The sequence below is a fragment of the Leucobacter chromiiresistens genome (assembly GCF_001477055.1).
Classification (GTDB): domain Bacteria; phylum Actinomycetota; class Actinomycetes; order Actinomycetales; family Microbacteriaceae; genus Leucobacter; species Leucobacter chromiiresistens_A.
On the sequence record NZ_LDRK01000091.1, the window covers coordinates 1 to 18,311 of the forward strand.

The window sequence follows — 18,311 nt, forward strand, 5'->3', positions numbered from 1 at the left end:
GCGCGCGGCTTCGCCCGCCGCACGGAGTGGGCGATCCGCACGGTGCTCCTGCACTGGCCCGCCGACTTCCCGTCGGTGCGCTGGATCCGCCTCGCGCTGCGACGACTGCTCCACCGTCTGGGCGTGCCGACGCCGCGCGGGGCCCGCTCGTGACGGCGCACGACGTGCACGACGCGCACGAGGCGCACGAGGTGCGCGTGATGACCGCGAACATCCGCCGCGACCTCGGGGTCTGGGCGCTGCGACCGCCGGATCGCTGGACCGTGCGCCGCGACCGGCTCCGCGCGCAGCTGCGGGCGTTCGCCCCGCACGTGCTCGGGGTGCAGGAGGCGCTGCCGGGGCAGACCCGGTGGGTGCGCGAGTCGCTGGGCGACCGGTACGGCTTCGTGGGCCACGGGCGCGACGCGGACGGCGGGGGCGAGGGCTGCCCCGTGTTCTTCGACCGCACGCGGCTCGAACTGCTCGGCTGGCAGCAGACGGCACTGTCGGATGCACCGCACCGTGCGGGCTCGCGCAGCTGGGGCAACCCGTTCCCCCGCGTCGCGGTGACCGCGCGCTTCCGCATTCGCGGCACCGGCGCGGAGTTCCGGTGCGTGAACACCCACCTCGACCCGGTGAGCGCCCGTTCGCGGGAGCGCTCGCTCGCCCACCTGCGTGATGCGATCACCGCCGAACCGGGCCCCGCGATCCTCACCGGCGACTTCAACACCGGGCCGGGGTCGGCCGCCCTCGACGCCCTGCTCGCCGACGGGGCCCTGCGCGATGCGTGGCTCGTCGCACGCGAACGCGACTCCCCCGAGTACGCCACGTACGCGAACTACCGCGCACCGCGCCCCGGCCGCCGGCTCGACTGGATCGTCGCGACCGACGATGTCGTGGTGGATCGCGTGCGCATCGTCGCCGAACCCGTTCTCGGCGGATGGCCGTCGGATCACCTGCCCGTGCTCGCCGAGGTGCGCCTCCCGAAAGGCTCCGACCCCGTATGAAAGAGAACTTCCTCCGCCCGCCCCGGGGCTTCGCCGAGTATGCGGCCGACGCGCTGCGCGTCTTCGGGCTGCTCGGGGTCGTCTTCGCCGCGATCCGACTGCAGCCGACCGATGCGGGCATACTCGCGCTCACCCTGCCCGCGCTCGTCGCGCCGCGCTTCCTCGGTGCGCGCGCATCGTTCGACATCGCCTTCTCCGCGATCGTGCTGCTCGCGGCGTGGAGCAACGTGATCGACCTCTACCGCACGGTCGACGGCTGGGACATCGTGATGCACATCGTCTGCATGGCCGCGCTCGTACCGATGGCGTATCTGCTGCTCGCCCACTGGGGCGTCGTTCCGGCGACCGCGTCCCCCGATTTCCGCAAGCGGGTGCCGATCGTGCTGTACCCGATGCTCGGGCTGGCGCTCGGCGCGGTGTGGGAGATGATCGAGTGGGCCGGCTTCGTGTTCATCAGCGACGACATCTTCGTGGAGTACCACGACACGATCAGCGACATGGCCGTCGGCGCGCTGGGTGCACTCGCCGCGGGGGTGCTGCTCGCCGGGGTGCGCCTCGATCGCGCATGAGCCGGGGGCGCCTCGGCGCCTGAGACGCCCCCGGGCCCCGCTGACCGGCCCGACCGACAGCCCTACGCCCCGGGCACCGTCATGCGCTGCGTGAACGTCATGCGGTCGCGCACGACGCGCTCCGGATCCCAATCGGCACCGGGCGTCGACGCGATGAGCAGTTGCGTGTAGGGGTGCTGCGGGTGGGCGAGAATGCGCTGCGTCGCGCCCGCTTCGACGATCGCGCCGCGGAACAGCACGAGCGTGCGCTGGCACAGCTGCTGCACCACGGCCAGATCGTGGCTCACGAAGAGGTAGCCGACGCCCGAGTCTCGCTGGATCTCAGCCAGCAGGTCGAGCACCTGGGCTTGCACCGAAACGTCGAGAGCGGAGACCGCCTCGTCGAGTACGACCAGTTTCGGCTCGACGGCGAGCGCGCGGGCGATCGCCGCACGCTGCCGTTGGCCGCCCGAGAGCTCATGCGGTTTCGCCGCCGCATGGCGTTCGCTCAGCCGCACCTGGTCGAGGAGCCGAAGCGCTTCGGCACGGGCGGCGGCCGCCGTCGAGGTGCGCCCGTGCAGTCGGATCGCGCGCTCCAGCATCTCACCGATCGTCAGCCGCCGGTCCAGTGAGCCATTCGGGTCCTGGAAGACCATCTGCACCGCGCGCGCTCGGCGCAGACGTGCGGCACGGCCGCGAGCGGGGGTGAGGCAGTCGAGACCCTCGATCGTGGCCGCGCCCGAATCCGCCCGCTCCAGCCCGACGAGAATTCGCGCGATCGTCGACTTGCCCGATCCGGACTCTCCGACGAGTCCCACCGCCTCCCCGGCGCCTATGTGGAACGAGACCTGGTTCACGGCGGTCACGCCTGCGGAGCGGCGTCCCATGCGGAACACCCGGTGGAGGGCGTCGACTTCGAGGAGACTCATGAGCGCTCCTTTCGAGCGAGAGCGGGCGCAGACGCTACGAGCGAGCGCGTGTACGGGTGCGATGCAGCGTCGAAGAGGCCCGGGCGCCGCAGTGTTTCCACGATCTCTCCGCGCTGGAGCACGTGGATCCGGTCGCAGATCGCTCCTGCGAGATGCAGGTCGTGCGTGATGAAGAGCATGCCGAGCCCGCGTTCGCGGATCTGGCGCTGGAACATCGCGATGATCTCGGCCTGCGTCGTCACATCGAGCGCGCTCGTCGCCTCATCGGCGAGGATGAGCTTCGGATCCGTGCTCAACGCCCCCGCGATGATGACGCGCTGCAGCATGCCGCCCGAGAGTTCGTGCGGGTACTGCCGCATTCGACGTTCGGGGTGTGTGAGTCCGACCTCGGTGAGCAGCGACAGGATGCGCTCGTCGGCGTCGGCGCGACGCATTCCGTGCACCCTGATCAGTCGCTCGGCGAGGGAATCCCCGATGCGGCGCACCGGGTTCAGCGCCGCTCGCGGGTCCTGCTGCACGAGCGCGACCGATGACGCCCGCACGCGACGCTGCTCGGTCGCATTCGCCCGCACCATGTCGACGCCGTCGAGGAGGATGCGGCCGGAGATCTGCGCCTCATCGCCGTAGAGCCGGAGCGCGGCGCGCACCGTCGTCGATTTGCCCGATCCGGATTCGCCGACGAGCCCGATGAGCTCGCCGGGTGCGACGCCCACATCGATGCCGGTGAGCACATGCGCGGGAGTGTCGCGCGCGACGAAGGAGAGGTGCAGCTGTTCGATTTCCAAGAGCATGCGGCTCACCCTTTCGCGAGCAGTCGGTCGGCGACGCGCACGCCGACGATGTTGACGGCGATCACCACGAGGGCGATGGCGGCGCCGGGGATGAGCGTGGGCAGGAAGTGCCCCTGGATGATGCCCGCCTGCCCTTCCTGGACCATCAGCCCCCACTCGGAGCTGGGCGGCTGCGCACCGAAGCCGAGGAAGCTGAGCGTCGCGAGACTCATGAGCGCTTCGCCGAAGAGCACGACGAGGTACCCGACGAGCGCTGGGAGCAGGTTCGGCACGATGGCGCGGAGGCAGATGCCGAGTCCGCCGATGCCCTGCACACGGTAGGCGTCGACGTATGGGCGCGCGATCTCACTCAGAGCGAGGCTGCGGGTGTACTTCGCGATCACCGGAGCGTACGCGAGGGCGAGTGCCACGATCGCCGTCACCGGCCCCTTGCCGAAGACGGCGATGACGAGCACGACGAAGAGCAGACCGGGGAAGGCGAACATGACATCGGTGATGCGGGCGAGGAGCGTATCGACCCATCCGCCCCGCCATGCGGCGAGGACGCCGATGGTGACGCCGAGCACCGTGGCCAGCGCCAGGAGGAGGACCGGCCCGATGAGCGTCTCGCCGGCGCCGATGAGCAGCCGCGAGAACAGGTCGCGCCCGAGCTGGTCGGTGCCGAGCAGATGGCCGCCGCCCGGCCCGGCCCAGATCGCGGCGAAGTCGATCTCGTCGGCGTCGTAGGGAGCGAGTACGGGGCCGAGCAGTGCGGCGCCGGCCACGAGCGCGAGGAAAGCTGCGGAGACCCACGTGCCGAGCGCAGTGCTGCGGCGGCGTCTGCTCTGCAGTCGCGGGAGGACCAGTGCGGTCATGCGGACACCGCCGTTCGATTGATGCGAGGGTCGAGCACGGGCAGCAGCAGGTCGACGACCGTCGTCACGACCATGTACGCGATGACCATGAAGAGCAGGACGGACTGCACGACCGGGAAATCGTGGGTGTTGATCGCGTCGACGAGCAGCGAGCCGACGCCTGAGATGCCGAAGACGGTCTCCACCGCGACCGTCCCCGCGATCATGCTGGCGATGACGAGGGCGACCATCGTGATGATCGGCCCCCACGCGCCGCGCAGCACGTGGTCGCGCACGACGAAGCGCTCTGCGAGTCCCGTCGCCCGTGCGGCCTCGACGTGCTCCGACGAGAACTGCTCGATCATCGATTGGCGGGTGACGCGACTCACGATGGCGAGCGCGCCGATCGCGAGCGTGAGGGCGGGCAGCGTGAGCGCCCAGACGCGGTCGGCGCCGCCAGATCCCGCGCCCGCGACCGGGAACCAGCCCAGCTGTACGGCGAAGAGCGCCACCAGCGCGATGCCCAGCACGAAGGACGGCACGCTTGCGGCGAGGGTGGTTCCGCCCACGATCGCGGTGTCGATGGGCTTCCCCCGACGCACCGCGGCGAGCACGCCGAGGCCGATTCCACCGATGGCGAGCAGGACGGAGGCGTAGGCGACGAGCGAGAGCGTGATCGGCACCCGGGCGGCGAGGATATCGCTGACGGGCTGATGGTATTGGAACGATCGGCCGAAGTCTCCGGTGACGACCCCGGACGCCCAGTGCCAGTACTGCGCGAGCAGCGGCTCGTCGAGGTGGTACTGCGCGCGCACGCTCGCAATCCGTTCGGGTGTGAGGTTCTCGGGGTTGCCGATGAGGAAGGTCACCGGATCGCCGGGGGCCGCGTACATCGCGGCGAAGATGATGAATGAGGCGATCACGAGAGTCAGCAGCATGCCGCCGATCCTGCGCAGGGCACGAGCCATCGGGATCAGCCCTCCGCCGTTCCGAGTTCGGCAGCCCACGGGTAGTAGATGAAGGCCGCAGACGACGGCACGCCGGTCACGGTGTTGGACATCACCAGCGTGGCTGGCGTGGCGACGACGGGAATCCATACCGCGTTGTCGACCCAGCGCTGCTGCAGATCGATGGTGAGTTCGGCGCGCTCCGCGTCGTCGGTCGCCGCGTAGGCCTCGTCGACGATCCGATCGTATTCCGGGTCCTGGAAGACGCCGAAGTTCACGCTCGCATCCGATTTGCCGTTCTTGTAGAAGCCGAGCGGATCGTTCTTCGAGATGTAGTACTCGTCCGGCCACAGGTCCGCTTGTCCGCGCAGGTCGGCGTCGGAGTAGAAGTCGCCGTACTGCGCCTGCGGCACCACGAGGATCTCGGCCTCGAGCCCGACGCTCTTGGCGGCCGCGACCAGGGCGTTGGCGATCACGTTGTGCGATGACGACCCGTTCGAGGCGACGACGAGCTGCTCGCCTGCAGCACCGGCGTCGGCGATGAGCTGCTCGGCCTGCGCGATATCGTCCGCGCTCGGGGTGGCGGGTGCTCCGTCGAGCTCTGCGAACGCGGCTTCGAACGCCTCGACCTCGTACCCCCAGGCGCCCGCCCCCACCGGGGTCTTCCAGGGTTCCGCGAGTCCGCCGAACGCCGCGGTCGCGATGCCCTCGCGGTCGAGGGCGAGGGAGAGCGCGCGACGCACGTCGGGGTCGGTCAGGATCCCCCGATCAGTGGTTTCGAGCACCCACGCATTCGTCGACGGCCCTTGGAAGACCGTGACGTCGGAGCTCTGCGCGAAAGCGGCGGCCGACCCGGCGTTCTCCAGGTACGCGCCCTGCGCTTCGCCCGCCGTGAGGCTGTTGGCGATGGCCGATTCGTCGGCCCAGCGGAAGACGACCTGCTCCGCGCGTGCGTCGATCTCGGTGTTCCAGTACTCGTCGAACTTCTCGATCGTCAGCTGCGAACCCGGCTCCCACGAGGCGATCCGGTAGGGGCCGCTGCAGGCCGAGGCGGAGCCTGGCCCGCCGAAGTCGTCGCCCTCGGCCTCGATCACCCGGGGGTTCCAGACGATTCCGCCGTCCCCCGCCATCGCCTGCAGGAAGATCGCGTCGGGCTGGGTCGTCGTCACCGTGATCTGGTCGTCGCCCGTCTGCTCCATGGAGACGACGTTCTGGTACTCGTCCGATTCGGCGGCTCCCTCCGCAGCATGGCGCTCCATGCTCCAGAGCACGTCGCCCGTCGTGATCGGGCTTCCGTCGTGAAAGGTCGCGTCCTGTCGGATCGTGAAGACGACGTGCGTGTCGTCGACCCATTCGGCTCGGGACGCGATGCCGTTGCCGAGCGTCAGGTCGGGCTGCACCTGCATGAGCCGGTCGCAGACATTCGCGAGCACCGTGTCGTCGGCGGTCGTGGCGTCGATGTCCGCGTCCATGGTGGTGGGTTCGCTCCCGAGCATCCAGGTGACGGAGTCGACCGGCCCCGCAGCGGCGGGGGTCATGTCGCCGAAGGGCGCCTCCATCTGGGCGGGCTTCGCCGACGCTCCGCCCGGGTCCGAGGCCGAGCAGCCGGTCAACGCGAGGGCGGCGGCAGCCGTCAGTCCGAGTGCCGCGCGGGCCCCCGTGTGCAGTGTGTTCTTCATTGAAACGTCTCCTTCTCAGCGTCAGTGCTGGTCTGCGGCGATGTGGGGTGTGCGGAATGCGCCGGTGTCGTCGTGCTCCGAGTCGCCGGGTCCGTCGTACAGGTTCCACGGGAGCAGTTCGTAGTCGGTTTCGCACGGGAAGCCGGGCGCTACGCGGTACTCGCCGGTGGTGAGGTCGACGCAGCTCGACAGCAGCGTCGACCACTGCGTGAGATGCGGGGCGCTCGTGTCGGGGTGCGTGCAGACGCCCTCGGGATACCCGAGGTGATCCGACATCGCCGCGCGCACGAGCGCCAGGCTCTCGTGCGCGTCCCGGGCCGACGCCACTCGCTCGAGCCCCGCTCGCACGCGCGGCAGGCGCAGCAGCGAATCGGCGGAGACCGGACGGTAGTGCCCGGCGAGTTGCGGCGGCACCGAGGCCTGGAAGTGGTTGGTGTGCGCGATCGCGCCCTGCGCGTCGGGGAAGAGCCAGTCGACGCCGTGCGGTGTCGTCTCGAGATCGATCCCGTATCCGCTCCGATGGGCGAGCAGGGCGTTGCTCGCGATGTGGGGGCGCGTCTTCACGAGAGTCTTCAGTGCGCCCGCGAGGTCGTGGTGGTCGAGTACGAGGCGGCGGATGATGGTCTGCGGCACGCCGATCTCACTGCCGAAGCTGCCGCCCAGCCCGTTGGCGTTCAGCGCGATGCCCGCAGAGTTCGCGCCGTGCCGACCGATCTGACCCGCTTCGAGCTGCATGATGATGGTGGGCAGCGGATCCTGCACGATGCGGAGTACGAGCGTGGTGGCCCCGGTCAGGGTGCGCCAGTCCCAGTTCTGCCCGACCAGGGTATGCCCGGTTCCACTCGCGCGACCGGTGAGGAAGAAGGACGTGCAGCCGTCGACGGCGTCGCGTTCGTCGTGGTGCGCCGCGGTGCCTGCACCGCGCGCTTGGTGGCTGTAGACGAATTCTCCGCGCACATTGAGTGTCAGGATCTCGAGGAATGCGACGCCCGCGCCTTCCGCGACTCCGCGCATCTCCTCGACGAGATGCGGTGCGACGCGCTCCGAGATCGGAAGCCACTTCGCCGCCGATTCGACGATCTCGTGCCATGCCATGCCGGTCTGCGCGGCGAGCGCCTCGGAGTAGTAGCCGATGGCCTTCGCGATGAGGTCGCTCGCGCCGGCTCCGTACTGCCGCCCGCGCTCGCGCGGCGATCCGCTCACTTCGAGCACTCGAATACCGTGCGCCTCGTCCATTCCGACCCCCTGTACGTCTTCGTGCTCTCGGACCCCACTTGCGCTCGTGCGCTGCGGGGGGAAGGATGAATGGAACATCCGTTACAAAAGCACCCTGAATAGGATGAAACAATACAGCAATGGAACCGTTTGTAACAAGTGATACGGAAAATCGCGCGGTGACCCGTCTGCGCGATCGCATCTCCGAACGCTGGGACTCCCTCGCGAAGTCCGAGCGCGCGGTCAGTCGGGTGCTCACCGCGATGTCGGCCGAGCGAATCCTGTACGCGAGCGCCGCCGAGCTCGGCGCTCAGAGCAAGACGTCGAACGCCTCGGTCGTGCGCACACTGCAGACCCTCGGCTACGCCGGACTCTCGGAGTTGAAGCAGGAGGTCGCGGCGCCCTTCAGCTCGACGGTCTCCCCTGAGGTGCGCCTGCGCAGTCGCCTCGAGCATCTCGGGCAGGATCTCGGCCAGATTCAGCGCGAGATCTGGAGCGAAGCGCAGGATCTCGTCGCTCTCGCGAGCCGCGCGAATACCGACGCGCAGTACTCGAGCGCCGTCAACCTCGTCATTCACGCCGATACGGTGTTCTGCTACGGACTCGGCGCGTCGGGCATCGCGGCAGACCATCTCGCACTGCGGCTGCGGCGCATCGGGGTCAGCACTCGACGGCTGACGACCGATGGCTTCCGGCTCGCGGACGAGGTGATGAGCCTCGGCTCGCGCGATCTACTCGTGATCTTCGCACCGGGGCGGGTCACTCGGGACATCGAAGCCCTGCTCGACCAGGCGCACCTCGTGGGCGCGAGCGTGCTGCTCATCACCGACGAACTGCACGAACAGCTCGGGTCGCGAGTCACCGTTTCCCTCGCTGCGCCGCACACCCCGACCGGGCTCACCGCCGAGGGTATCGCCGGCATCCTCACGGGTGACGTGCTCGTCCAAGGCGTTTCCGCCGTCGGCCCGGATACCGCCCTCCGGTCCTCCCAGACCCTCAACGATCTCCGGGGGCGCCTCGGCTACTGAGACGCCCCCGGGCCCCGCTGACCGGCCCGGCTGGCCGGCTGGACGGCCCTACGCCCCCGGCATGACGGAGAGTTCGAGCGCGTCGCCGTCGCCGGCCACGTCGACCCGCACGGCCGAGCCGTCGCGCACCTCGCCGGAGAGGATCGTCCGGGCGAGCCGGTCGTCGATCTCCTTCTGCATGAGCCGCCGGAGCGGTCGGGCGCCGTAGATCGGATCGTAGCCGCGAGATGCGAGCCAGCTGCGCGCGTCGGGGGTGACGGCGAGCGTGAGGCGCCGATCCGCGAGCCGCAGCTGCAGCCGGTCGATCGAGAGCTCCACGATCTGCGCCAGGTCGGCCTCGCTGAGCGGGTGGAAGATCACCATCTCGTCGAGCCGGTTGATGAACTCGGGCTTGAAGGCGCGCCGCACGGTCTCGCGCACTGCGCTCTCCTTCTCGCTCCACACCATGTCGGGGTCGATCAGGTACTGGCTGCCGAGGTTCGAGGTGAGGATCAGGATCACGTTGCGGAAGTCGACCGTGCGGCCCTGCCCATCGGTCAGGCGGCCGTCGTCGAGCACCTGCAGCAGCACGTCGAAGACCTCGGGGTGCGCCTTCTCGACCTCGTCGAGCAGCACGACCGAGTACGGCCGGCGCCGCACGCTCTCGGTGAGCTGGCCTCCCTGCTCGTACCCGACGTACCCGGGAGGGGCGCCGACGAGGCGGGAGACGGAGTGCTTCTCGCCGTACTCCGACATGTCGATGCGCACCATGGCGTGCTCGTCGTCGAAGAGGAACTCGGCGAGCGCCTTCGCGAGCTCGGTCTTGCCGACGCCGGTCGGGCCGAGGAAGAGGAAGGATCCGGTGGGCCGGTTCGGGTCGGCGATGCCGGCTCGGGTGCGCCGCACCGCATCGGCGACGGCGCGCACGGCGTCGCCCTGCCCGATGAGGCGCTTCGCGAGCTCGTGCTCGAGGGCGAGCAGCTTCTCGGTCTCCCCCTGCAGCAGGCGACCGACGGGGATGCCGGTCCAGGCGGCGACGACCCCCGCGATGTCCTCGTCGGTGACCTGGTCGTTGACCATCCGATCCTCGTCGCCCACCGCCCCCTGCGCCTCGGCGTCCTCCGCCTCGGTCAGCTGCTTCTGGATGACCGGGATCTCGCCGTACAGCAGCTTGGACGCCTTCTCGAGCTTGCCCTCGCGCTGGGCGACCTCGGCCTCCATGCGCAGCTGATCGAGCTTCTCGCGCAGCGCGCCGACGCGGTTCAGCGAGTCGCGCTCGCGCTCCCACCGCGCCTCGAGCGCGTCAAGCTCGGTGCGCTTCGCCGCGAGGTCGTCGCGCAGTTTCGCGAGGCGCTCCTTCGAGGCCTCGTCCTTCTCCTTCTTGAGGGCGAGCTCTTCGAGCTTCAGACGATCGACGGCGCGTCGCAGCTCGTCGATCTCGACCGGGGCCGAGTCGATCTCCATGCGCAGCCGGCTCGCCGCCTCGTCGATCAGGTCGATGGCCTTGTCGGGCAGCTGCCGCGCGGTGATGTAGCGGTCGGAGAGCGCCGCGGCCGCGACGAGCGCCGAGTCGGCGATGGTCACCTTGTGGTGCGCTTCGTACCGCTCCTTCAATCCGCGGAGGATCGCCACCGTGTCGGTGACGGACGGCTCGCCCACGTAGACCTGCTGGAATCGGCGTTCGAGCGCGGCGTCCTTCTCGATGTACTCGCGGTACTCGTCGAGGGTGGTGGCGCCGATGAGCCGCAGCTCGCCGCGGGCGAGCATCGGCTTGAGCATCTGGGAGGCGGCCACGGACGATTCTCCGCCGCCGGCCCCCATGAGGGTGTGCAGCTCGTCGATGAAGGTGATGAACTTGCCGTCGGAGTCCTTGATCTCCTGCAGCACCGCCTTCATGCGCTCCTCGAACTCGCCGCGGTACTTCGCCCCCGCGATGAGGGCGGAGATGTCGAGTGAGATGAGCTCCTTGTCCTTCAGGGATTCGGCGACGTCGCCGGCGATGATGCGCTGCGCGAGCCCCTCGACGACGGCGGTCTTACCGACGCCCGGTTCGCCGATGAGCACGGGGTTGTTCTTCGTACGGCGGGTGAGCACCTGGCTCACGCGGCGGATCTCGGAGTCGCGGCCGATGACCGGATCGAGCTTGCCCGAGCGGGCCACCTCGGTCAGGTTCACGCCGAACTGCTCGAGCGCCGACTGCTGCTCGCCCTCGCCCTGGGCGGGGGTCCAATTTGCCTGCATCTGGAGTCCTCTCTGCGTCGATGCCGGTTACGGGCGATGTGCGCCCTGATCAGGCGCTCCCGCAAAGTTGAGTGAATATGACTCAAGTTTAGCGCCTGCGAAGCGATTGCGCTAGAACCGCTCCGCGACCCGACCCCGCTCGCGACCGATAGCCTGGGAGCGACCACCATCAGACCGCGAAGGAATGCCTCTCATGTCCAAGATCGCCCTCGTGCGCCAGCCCAGCCCCCGCCTCGACGACGGCATCGTCGACCACATCGAGAAGGTGACGGTCGACCTCGAGCGCGCAGTCGAGGAGTGGCACGGCTACGTCGCCGCGCTCCGCGCGCACGGCTGGGAGACGATCGAGGTCGAGGCCGCCGACGACTGCCCCGACTCCGTGTTCATCGAGGACACCGTCGTGATGTTCCGCAACGTCGCCGTGATCTCGCGCCCGGGCGCCGACAGCCGCAAGCCCGAGACCGCGGGCACCCGCAAGGCGCTCGAAGAGCTCGGCCTCCCCATCGCCGAGATCCGGGAGCCCGGCACGCTCGACGGCGGCGACGTGCTGAAGATCGGCGACACCGTCTACGTGGGCCGCGGCGGCCGCACGAACGCCGAGGGCATCGCCCAGCTGCGCCGCATCCTCGGCCCCCTCGGGGCCACCGTCGTCGCCGTTCCCGTCACGAAGGTGCTGCACCTCAAGACCGCCGTCACCGCGCTCCCCGACGGCACGGTCATCGGCTACCCCGAGTTCGTCGACAACTCCGATCTCTTCGACCGCTTCCTGCCGGTGCCCGAGCCGCACGGCACCGCCGTCGTCTGCCTGAGCGAATCCGAGCTCATCATCTCGGCGTCGGCCCCGAAGACCGCCGAGATGCTGCGCGACCTCGGCTACACGGTGACCGAGGTCGCCCTCGCCGAGTACGAGAAGCTCGAGGGCTGCCCCACGTGCCTCTCCGTGCGGGTGCGCAACGCGCACTGACGCACCGACCGGCGCCGGGCGACGTCCGGCGTCGGCGGACTTCCGGCGCCGACGGGTGACGCCGGGGGCCGGGCGCGCGTACGCTGGCGTCATCCGACACGCACCGGGAGGCCGCACATGAGCGCACTGATCACCGCCGATCCCCCGCGGGCCACGCCCCTGCAGCACGTCGCGCGCGTGCTGCAGGGAGCCGCCCTGCTCTTCGCGGGGATCGCGCACCTCACGTTCGCGCGCCGCGAGTTCCAGGCGCAGGTGCCCGCCTGGGTTCCTGCCGACAAGGACTTCGTCGTCATCGCCTCGGGCGTCGTCGAGATCACGCTCGGCGGCGCCGCGATCGTGCTCGGCCGGCTGCGCGTGCCGGTGGGCTGGGTGATCGCCGCATTCTTCGTCGCCGTCTTCCCCGGCAACATCTCGCAGTTCGTCACGCGCACCGACGCGTTCGGGCTCGAGAGCGACGCAGCGCGCGGGATCCGCCTGGTCTTCCAGCCGCTCCTCGTGCTGTGGGCGCTGTGGTCGTGCGGCGCGCTCCAGGCCGTGCGGCGCTCACGGCGCCGCTGAGCGTCGGCTCCGCGGGCGCTGCGGACGCCGAGGCGGTCAGACGTGCCGCGGGCGCCGAGGCGGTCAGACGTGCCGCAGATCCTCGGTGATCGCCGCAGCCGTTTCGAGCAGTCGCGGCAGATGCGCGTCGCGGAGGTGCGCGAGCGTGTCACGACTCGCGCTCGTCGAGACGTTCACCGCGGCGGCGACGGAGCCGTCGCGACGGCGCACCGGGGCCGCAGCCGAGCGCAGCCCCGGCTCGAGCTCGCCGTCGACGATGGCCCAGCCCTGCTCGCGCACGCGCTGCAGCTCGGCGCGCAGCCGCCCGGCGTCGGTCGTCGTGCGCTCGGTGAGCGGCTCCATCGGCGCCCGCGCGAGCGCCTCGTCGCGCTGCGCCTCCGGGAGCGCGGCCAGCAGCACCCGCCCCATGCTCGTCGCGTACGCGGGGAAGCGGGTGCCGATGGTGATGCCGACCGTCATGATGCGCCGCGTCGGCACGCGGGCGACGTAGACGATCTCGTCGCCCGAGAGCACCGCCGCCGACACCGACTCGCCCGTCTCGCGCGAGAGACGTTCGAGGTGGGGCTGCATCGTCTCGGGGAGCGACAGTGCGGACAGGTAGCTGAAGCCGAGCTCGAGCACCCGCGGGGTGAGCGCGAACGCGCGGGCGTCGGAGCGCACGTAGCCGAGGGTGTCGAGGGTGCGCAGGAAGCGGCGCGCGGCGGCCGCCGGGATGCCGGCGCGACGGGAGACCTCGCTGAGGCTCAGCTCGGGGTGCTCCGCGTCGAATGCTCGGATCACGGCGAGACCGCGTGCGAGCGACTGCACGAAGTCTCCGCTCGACGACTCGCCGGCGGGGTCTGCTTGCGCGTTCACGCGCCCACACTACCGGCAGGCGGCGCGGCACGGCGCTTCCCCTGCGGCACCCGATCAGCGTTCGAGCACGACGGCGAGCCCCTGGCCCACCCCGATGCAGATCGCCACGACGGCGACGCCCGAGCCGCGGCGCCGCAGTTCGTGCGCGGCGTGCCCGATGATGCGGCCGCCCGAGGCGCCGAGCGGGTGCCCGATCGCCAGGGCTCCGCCGTGCACGTTGAGCCGTTCGGGGTCGAGATCCGGCCACCCGGCGAGGCAGGCGAGCGACTGCGACGCGAAGGCCTCGTTCAGCTCGACGACGTCGACCTCGGCCCAGGTGCGGCCCGCGCGTTCGAGCGCGCGGTTCGCGGCCTCGATCGGCGCGATGGGGAAGCGATCGGGGTCGACCCCGTGCGCCGCTCGGCCGGTGATGCGCGCGAGGGGCTCGGCGTCGAGCGCCCCCTCGCCGCCGACGAGCACCGCGGAGGCGCCGTCGTTGATCGACGAGGAGTTGCCGGCGGTGACCGTGCCCTCCGCCGCGAAGAGCGGCCGCAGGGCCGCGAGCTTCTCGACGGTCGACCCATCGCGGATGCCCTCGTCGCGCGCGAGCTCGACCCCCGGCACCTGCACGATCTCGTCGGCGAACACGCCCGCGGCCCAGGCGGCCGCGGCCCGCTCGTGCGATCGCACGGCGAACGCATCCTGCGCGTCGCGGGTGATGCCCCACTCCCGCGCGATCTGCTCGGCCGACTCTCCGTTCGAGATGGTCCAGTGGGCGGGCAGCGCCGGGTTGACCATGCGCCAACCGATCGAGGTGTTCCACATGGTCGGGTTGCCGGCGGCCGGCCACGGCTTGGGCGACTTCTCGACCACGAAGGGGGCGCGGCTCATCGACTCCACTCCGCCGGCGAGCACGATGCCGGCATCGCCCGTCTCGACCGCCCGCGCGGCCTGCACCACCGCTTCGATTGATGACGCGCAGAGGCGGTTGACGGTCGTACCGGTGACGGTGGTGGGGAAGCCTGCGAGCAGGGCGCCGAAGCGCGCCACGTTGCGGTTGTCCTCCCCCGCCTGGTTCGCATCTCCGAAGATCACGTCGTCGATGCGCGCCGGGTCGATCCCGCCGCGCTCGACCGTCGCGCGCATGACGACGGCGGCGAGATCGTCGGGGCGCACGCCCGCGAGCGCCCCACCGGCCCGCCCGAACGGCGTGCGCACCGCGTCGTAGATATAGGCTCCGGTCATGATCGCTCCTCCGCGGTCGCATCGATGAGGCGCAGCCCGGTGGCCGCCTCGAGCGTGCTGATCGTGTGCTCGCCGAAGGTCTCACGCACGGCGAATCCGTTCGCGGTGACGTCGAAGACCGCGTGATCGGTGTACACGCGCGAAACGCACCCGGCGCCGGTCAGCGGGTAGGTGCAGGCCTCGACGAGCTTCGACTCCCCCTGCTTGGTCAGCAGGTCGGTCATCACGTACACGTGCTTCGCGCCGATGGCGAGATCCATCGCACCGCCCACCGCCGGGATCGCGCCGGGCGCCCCGGTCGACCAGTTGGCGAGGTCGCCGTTGGCCGCCACCTGGAAGGCGCCGAGCACGCACACGTCGAGATGGCCGCCCCGCATCATCGCGAAGGAGTCGGCGTGGTGGAAGTACGCGGCGCCGGCGACGGCGGTGACCGCCTGCTTGCCCGCGTTGATGAGATCGGGATCGACGAGGCCCGCGGCGGGGGCGGCCCCCATGCCGAGCATGCCGTTCTCGGTGTGCAGGATGATCTCCGCGCCCTCGGGCAGGTAGTCGGCGACGAGCGTGGGGGCGCCGATGCCGAGATTCACGATGGAGCCCTCGGGGATGTCGGCGGCGATGCGCGCGGCGAGCTGCCGGCGGCTGATGCGCATGGTCATCGGGCGGCCTCCTCGGGGGGTGCGGCGGGTGCAGCGGGCGCCGCGGGTGCGGGGGCTTCGGGCACGGGGTCGCCCGCGAGATCGACGCCGCCGACGAAGGCGCCGTCGCGCAGCCAGGGGCGCTCCCCCACCGCCACCACGCGGTCGACGTAGATGCCGGGGGTCACCACGACCTCGGGATCGATGCCGCCGAGGGGCACCACCCCGTCGACCTGCGCGACCGTCAGCTGGGCCGCCGCGGCCATGATGGGCCCGAAGTTGCGCGCGGTCGCGCGGTACACGAGGTTGCCCCACCGGTCGGCGCTCAGCGCGCTGATGAGGGCGACGTCGGCGCTGATCGGGTATTCGAGCGCGTAGGTGCGCCCGCCGATCTCTCGGGTCTCCTTGCCCGCGGCGAGCTCGGTGCCGACGCCCGTGGGCGTGTAGAACGCGCCGATCCCGGCGCCGGCCGCACGGATGCGCTCCGCGAGGTTGCCCTGCGGCACCAGTTCGAGCTCGATGGCGCCCTCGCGGTACAGGGCGTCGAAGACCCACGAGTCGCTCTGGCGCGGGAACGAGCAGATGATCTTGCGCACCCGCCGCTCCGCCAGGAGCGCGGCGAGGCCGACGTCGCCGTTGCCGGCGTTGTTGTTCACGATGGTGAGGTCGCGCGCGCCCTGCTCGATGAGCGCGTCGATCAGCTCGATGGGCTGACCCGCTCGGCCGAACCCCCCGATCATCACGGTGGCGCCGTCGGCGATGCCGGCGACGGCGGCTGCGGGATCCCGCACGACCTTGTCGATCATCCGAGCCGCTTTTCGCTCAGCGAAATGTTCTTCATCATGCGAACATGCTACTTCGGTCCGCGGCATCGCGCATCCCCTGGTCGCACTCGGGCGCCGGTGCCAGACTGTCGCCATGGCTCTCACCGCACTCATCACCGGCGCTTCCACGGGACTCGGGGCGGAGCTCGCCCGCCAGATCGCGACGAAGGGGGTGCACCTCGTGCTCGTCGCGCGCGACGGCGAGCGACTCGAGGGGCTCGCCGCCGAACTGCGGGGCCGTCACGGGATCGAGGCCGAAGCACTCCCCGCCGACCTCACGCGCGCACCCGACCTCGAACGCGTGGCGGCGCGTCTCGCCGACCGCGCGCACCCGATCGACATCCTCGTCAACAATGCCGGCTTCGGCGTCGCCGCCGGCTTCGAGACGAGCGAGCTCGACGACGAGCGCCGCCTGCACGAGCTGCTGTCATGGGTGCCGCTGCACCTGTCGCACGCCGCCGTACCCGGCATGCTCGAGCGGGGGTACGGCTGGATCCTGAACGTCGCGAGCGTCGCCGCGTTCACCCCCACCGGCACGTACGGCGCCGCGAAGGCCGCGACCGTGTCGCTCTCGCGCTCGCTCAACGCCCGGTACCGGCGCCGCGGCGTGCACGTCACCGCCCTCTGCCCCGGCCTCCTCGACACCGAGTTCCACGCCCGCATGGGCGAGGATCACCTCCCACGCCTGCCCCGCCTCTCCTGGGCGAGCACCGCCCGCGTCGCACACGAGGGCATCTCGGCGGTGCGCCGCGGCCGCAGCGTCGTCGTCTCCGACTGGAGGTACCGCCTGCTGGCTCCGCTCACCCACCTGCTGCCCGACCGGCTGCTCGAACGCGCCTCGACCACCAACGACGGAGCGCTCAACTGACACCGGCGCTCGGCACCCACTCGCCGGGCGCCGCCCGATCCCGATCGCCCCGATCCAGTGCCCCCAGCCGGCCCGCCGTGCCGCACGCCGGCCGCCCGTCGCCCGATCCAGATTCACTGCCCGCACCCGAGCAGCGGGCATAGTCTGGGGCCATGGTCAACTATCGGTATCTCGGAAACAGCGGCTTCAAGGTCTCAGAAATCACGTTCGGCAACTGGGTGACGCACGCCTCCCAGGTCGCCGACGACGCGGCGATCCAGACGGTGCACGCGGCGCTCGACGCCGGCATCACGACGTTCGACACGGCCGACACCTACGCGAACACCGCGGCAGAGGCGGTCCTCGGCCGCGCGCTCGACGGCCAGCGCCGCGAAGGGCTCGAGATCTTCACGAAGGTCTACTTCCCGACCGGCCCCAAGGGCCCGAACGACACCGGGTTGAGCCGCAAGCACATCCTCGAGTCGATTAACGGCTCACTGCGACGCCTCGGCACCGACTACGTCGACCTCTACCAGGCGCACCGCTTCGATTACGAGACGCCGCTCGAGGAGACGTTCCAGGCGTTCGCCGACGTCGTGCGGCAGGGAAAGGCGCTCTACATCGGTGTCTCGGAGTGGACGGCCGAGCAGCTGCGCGAGGGCCATCGACTCGCCCGCGAGTTCGGGGTGCAGCTCGTCTCGAACCAGCCGCAGTACTCCATGCTGCACCGCGTGATCGAGGGCAAGGTCGTTCCCGCCTCCGAAGAGCTCGGCATCTCGCAGATCGTGTGGTCGCCGATGGCGCAGGGCGTGCTCTCCGGCAAGTACCTGCCCGGTCAGCCCGTCCCCTCCGGCTCGCGCGCCACCGACGGCAAGAGCGGCGCCGAGTTCATGCAGAAGTTCCTGGACGACCGCATCCTCGAAGCCGTGCAGCGCCTGAAGCCGATCGCGGAGGAGGCGGGCCTCACCATGCCGCAGCTCGCCATCGCGTGGGTGCTGCAGAACCCGAACGTCGCCGCCGCCCTCGTGGGCGCCTCGCGCCCCGAGCAGCTCGCCGACACGGTGAAGGCGTCGGGCGTCGTGCTCGAGGCCGACGCGCTCGAGGCGATCGACGCAGCGCTCGGCGATATCCCGAACCGCGACGCGGAGGACACCTACCGCGTCTCGCCGAAGACCCGCCTGGTCTAGCCGCCGGCGCGGGCGGGGCGGGGCGCCGCGCGCCCGCGCCG

At 70.7% G+C, this 18,311-nt stretch carries 18 protein-coding genes; 7 read left to right on the forward strand and 11 right to left on the reverse strand.

Annotation, left to right across the window (positions count from 1 at the left end):
* Positions 1-149: 149 nt before the first annotated feature.
* On the forward strand, positions 150-986 hold the full coding sequence (locus NS354_RS10880) for an endonuclease/exonuclease/phosphatase family protein (RefSeq protein WP_058594508.1): 837 nt from the start codon (positions 150-152) through the stop codon (positions 984-986).
* Positions 983-1,555 carry a hypothetical protein gene (locus NS354_RS10885; protein WP_058594509.1) on the forward strand — a complete coding sequence of 191 codons (573 nt, stop codon included), beginning with the start codon at positions 983-985 and terminating at the stop codon, positions 1,553-1,555. Before NS354_RS10880 ends, NS354_RS10885 begins: the two co-directional genes overlap by 4 nt.
* Positions 1,556-1,617: 62 nt before the next feature.
* Here NS354_RS10885 and NS354_RS10890 read toward each other — a convergent pair whose 3' ends face one another.
* The 6 genes from NS354_RS10890 to NS354_RS10915 are packed head-to-tail and all read right to left on the reverse strand — an operon-like array spanning position 1,618 to position 7,949.
* Positions 1,618-2,463 carry an ABC transporter ATP-binding protein gene (locus NS354_RS10890; protein ID WP_058594510.1) on the reverse strand — a complete coding sequence of 282 codons (846 nt, stop codon included), beginning with the start codon at positions 2,461-2,463 and terminating at the stop codon, positions 1,618-1,620.
* On the reverse strand, positions 2,460-3,254 hold the full coding sequence (locus NS354_RS10895) for an ABC transporter ATP-binding protein (RefSeq protein WP_153002192.1): 795 nt from the start codon (positions 3,252-3,254) through the stop codon (positions 2,460-2,462). Before NS354_RS10895 ends, NS354_RS10890 begins: the two co-directional genes overlap by 4 nt.
* 5 nt (positions 3,255-3,259) lie before the next feature.
* A complete protein-coding gene (locus NS354_RS10900; RefSeq protein WP_082678038.1) occupies positions 3,260-4,108 on the reverse strand; it encodes an ABC transporter permease in 849 nt (282 codons plus the stop codon).
* On the reverse strand, positions 4,105-5,055 hold the full coding sequence (locus tag NS354_RS10905) for an ABC transporter permease (protein ID WP_058594512.1): 951 nt from the start codon (positions 5,053-5,055) through the stop codon (positions 4,105-4,107). The genes NS354_RS10900 and NS354_RS10905 overlap by 4 nt, the downstream gene beginning before the upstream one ends.
* Positions 5,056-5,060: 5 nt before the next feature.
* Positions 5,061-6,713: an ABC transporter substrate-binding protein gene (locus tag NS354_RS10910; protein ID WP_058594513.1), complete on the reverse strand. Its 1,653-nt coding sequence runs from the start codon at positions 6,711-6,713 to the stop codon at positions 5,061-5,063.
* A gap of 21 nt (positions 6,714-6,734) precedes the next feature.
* Positions 6,735-7,949, reverse strand: coding sequence for a C45 family autoproteolytic acyltransferase/hydolase (locus NS354_RS10915; RefSeq protein WP_058594514.1), 1,215 nt, complete (start codon positions 7,947-7,949; stop codon positions 6,735-6,737).
* A 158-nt stretch (positions 7,950-8,107) separates the two neighbouring features.
* On the opposite strand from NS354_RS10915, the gene NS354_RS10920 reads away from it, so the two are divergent.
* Positions 8,108-8,956, forward strand: coding sequence for a MurR/RpiR family transcriptional regulator (locus NS354_RS10920; protein ID WP_206542607.1), 849 nt, complete (start codon positions 8,108-8,110; stop codon positions 8,954-8,956).
* 48 nt (positions 8,957-9,004) lie between these two features.
* Here the strand turns inward: NS354_RS10920 and NS354_RS10925 are convergent, their stop codons facing one another.
* Complete coding sequence (locus NS354_RS10925) at positions 9,005-11,176, reverse strand: ATP-dependent Clp protease ATP-binding subunit (RefSeq protein WP_082678039.1); 2,172 nt, start codon at positions 11,174-11,176, stop codon at positions 9,005-9,007.
* A gap of 193 nt (positions 11,177-11,369) precedes the next feature.
* Between NS354_RS10925 and ddaH the strand changes: the two genes are divergently transcribed.
* Both ddaH and NS354_RS10935 read left to right on the forward strand, forming a co-directional pair.
* Positions 11,370-12,140, forward strand: a complete 771-nt coding sequence (gene ddaH / locus NS354_RS10930) for a dimethylargininase (RefSeq protein ID WP_275934829.1) — start codon at positions 11,370-11,372, stop codon at positions 12,138-12,140.
* 117 nt (positions 12,141-12,257) lie between these two features.
* A complete protein-coding gene (locus tag NS354_RS10935; RefSeq protein ID WP_058594517.1) occupies positions 12,258-12,698 on the forward strand; it encodes a DoxX family protein in 441 nt (146 codons plus the stop codon).
* A gap of 63 nt (positions 12,699-12,761) precedes the next feature.
* On the opposite strand, the gene NS354_RS10940 is transcribed toward NS354_RS10935, so the two are convergent.
* From NS354_RS10940 to NS354_RS10955, 4 genes are read right to left on the reverse strand one after another with little or no spacing between them, the layout of a single operon-like run.
* On the reverse strand, positions 12,762-13,553 hold the full coding sequence (locus tag NS354_RS10940; RefSeq protein ID WP_058594518.1) for an IclR family transcriptional regulator domain-containing protein: 792 nt from the start codon (positions 13,551-13,553) through the stop codon (positions 12,762-12,764).
* Between the two features lie 54 nt (positions 13,554-13,607).
* Positions 13,608-14,777, reverse strand: coding sequence for a thiolase family protein (locus NS354_RS10945; RefSeq protein WP_058594519.1), 1,170 nt, complete (start codon positions 14,775-14,777; stop codon positions 13,608-13,610).
* The gene (locus NS354_RS10950) at positions 14,774-15,433 is read right to left on the reverse strand and encodes a 3-oxoacid CoA-transferase subunit B (RefSeq protein ID WP_058594520.1); all 660 of its coding nucleotides are present in this window, start codon (positions 15,431-15,433) and stop codon (positions 14,774-14,776) included. The genes NS354_RS10945 and NS354_RS10950 overlap by 4 nt, the downstream gene beginning before the upstream one ends.
* Positions 15,430-16,218 (reverse strand): 3-oxoacid CoA-transferase subunit A, encoded by a 789-nt coding sequence (locus tag NS354_RS10955; protein WP_058594521.1) that lies wholly within the window; start codon positions 16,216-16,218, stop codon positions 15,430-15,432. Before NS354_RS10955 ends, NS354_RS10950 begins: the two co-directional genes overlap by 4 nt.
* Positions 16,219-16,330: 112 nt before the next feature.
* Here NS354_RS10955 and NS354_RS10960 point away from each other — a divergent pair, with 112 nt between their 5' ends.
* Both NS354_RS10960 and NS354_RS10965 read left to right on the forward strand, forming a co-directional pair.
* A complete protein-coding gene (locus NS354_RS10960) occupies positions 16,331-17,104 on the forward strand; it encodes an SDR family NAD(P)-dependent oxidoreductase (protein ID WP_058594522.1) in 774 nt (257 codons plus the stop codon).
* Positions 17,105-17,256: 152 nt separating this feature from the next.
* On the forward strand, positions 17,257-18,270 hold the full coding sequence (locus NS354_RS10965; protein WP_058594523.1) for an aldo/keto reductase family protein: 1,014 nt from the start codon (positions 17,257-17,259) through the stop codon (positions 18,268-18,270).
* Positions 18,271-18,311: the final 41 nt, after the last annotated feature.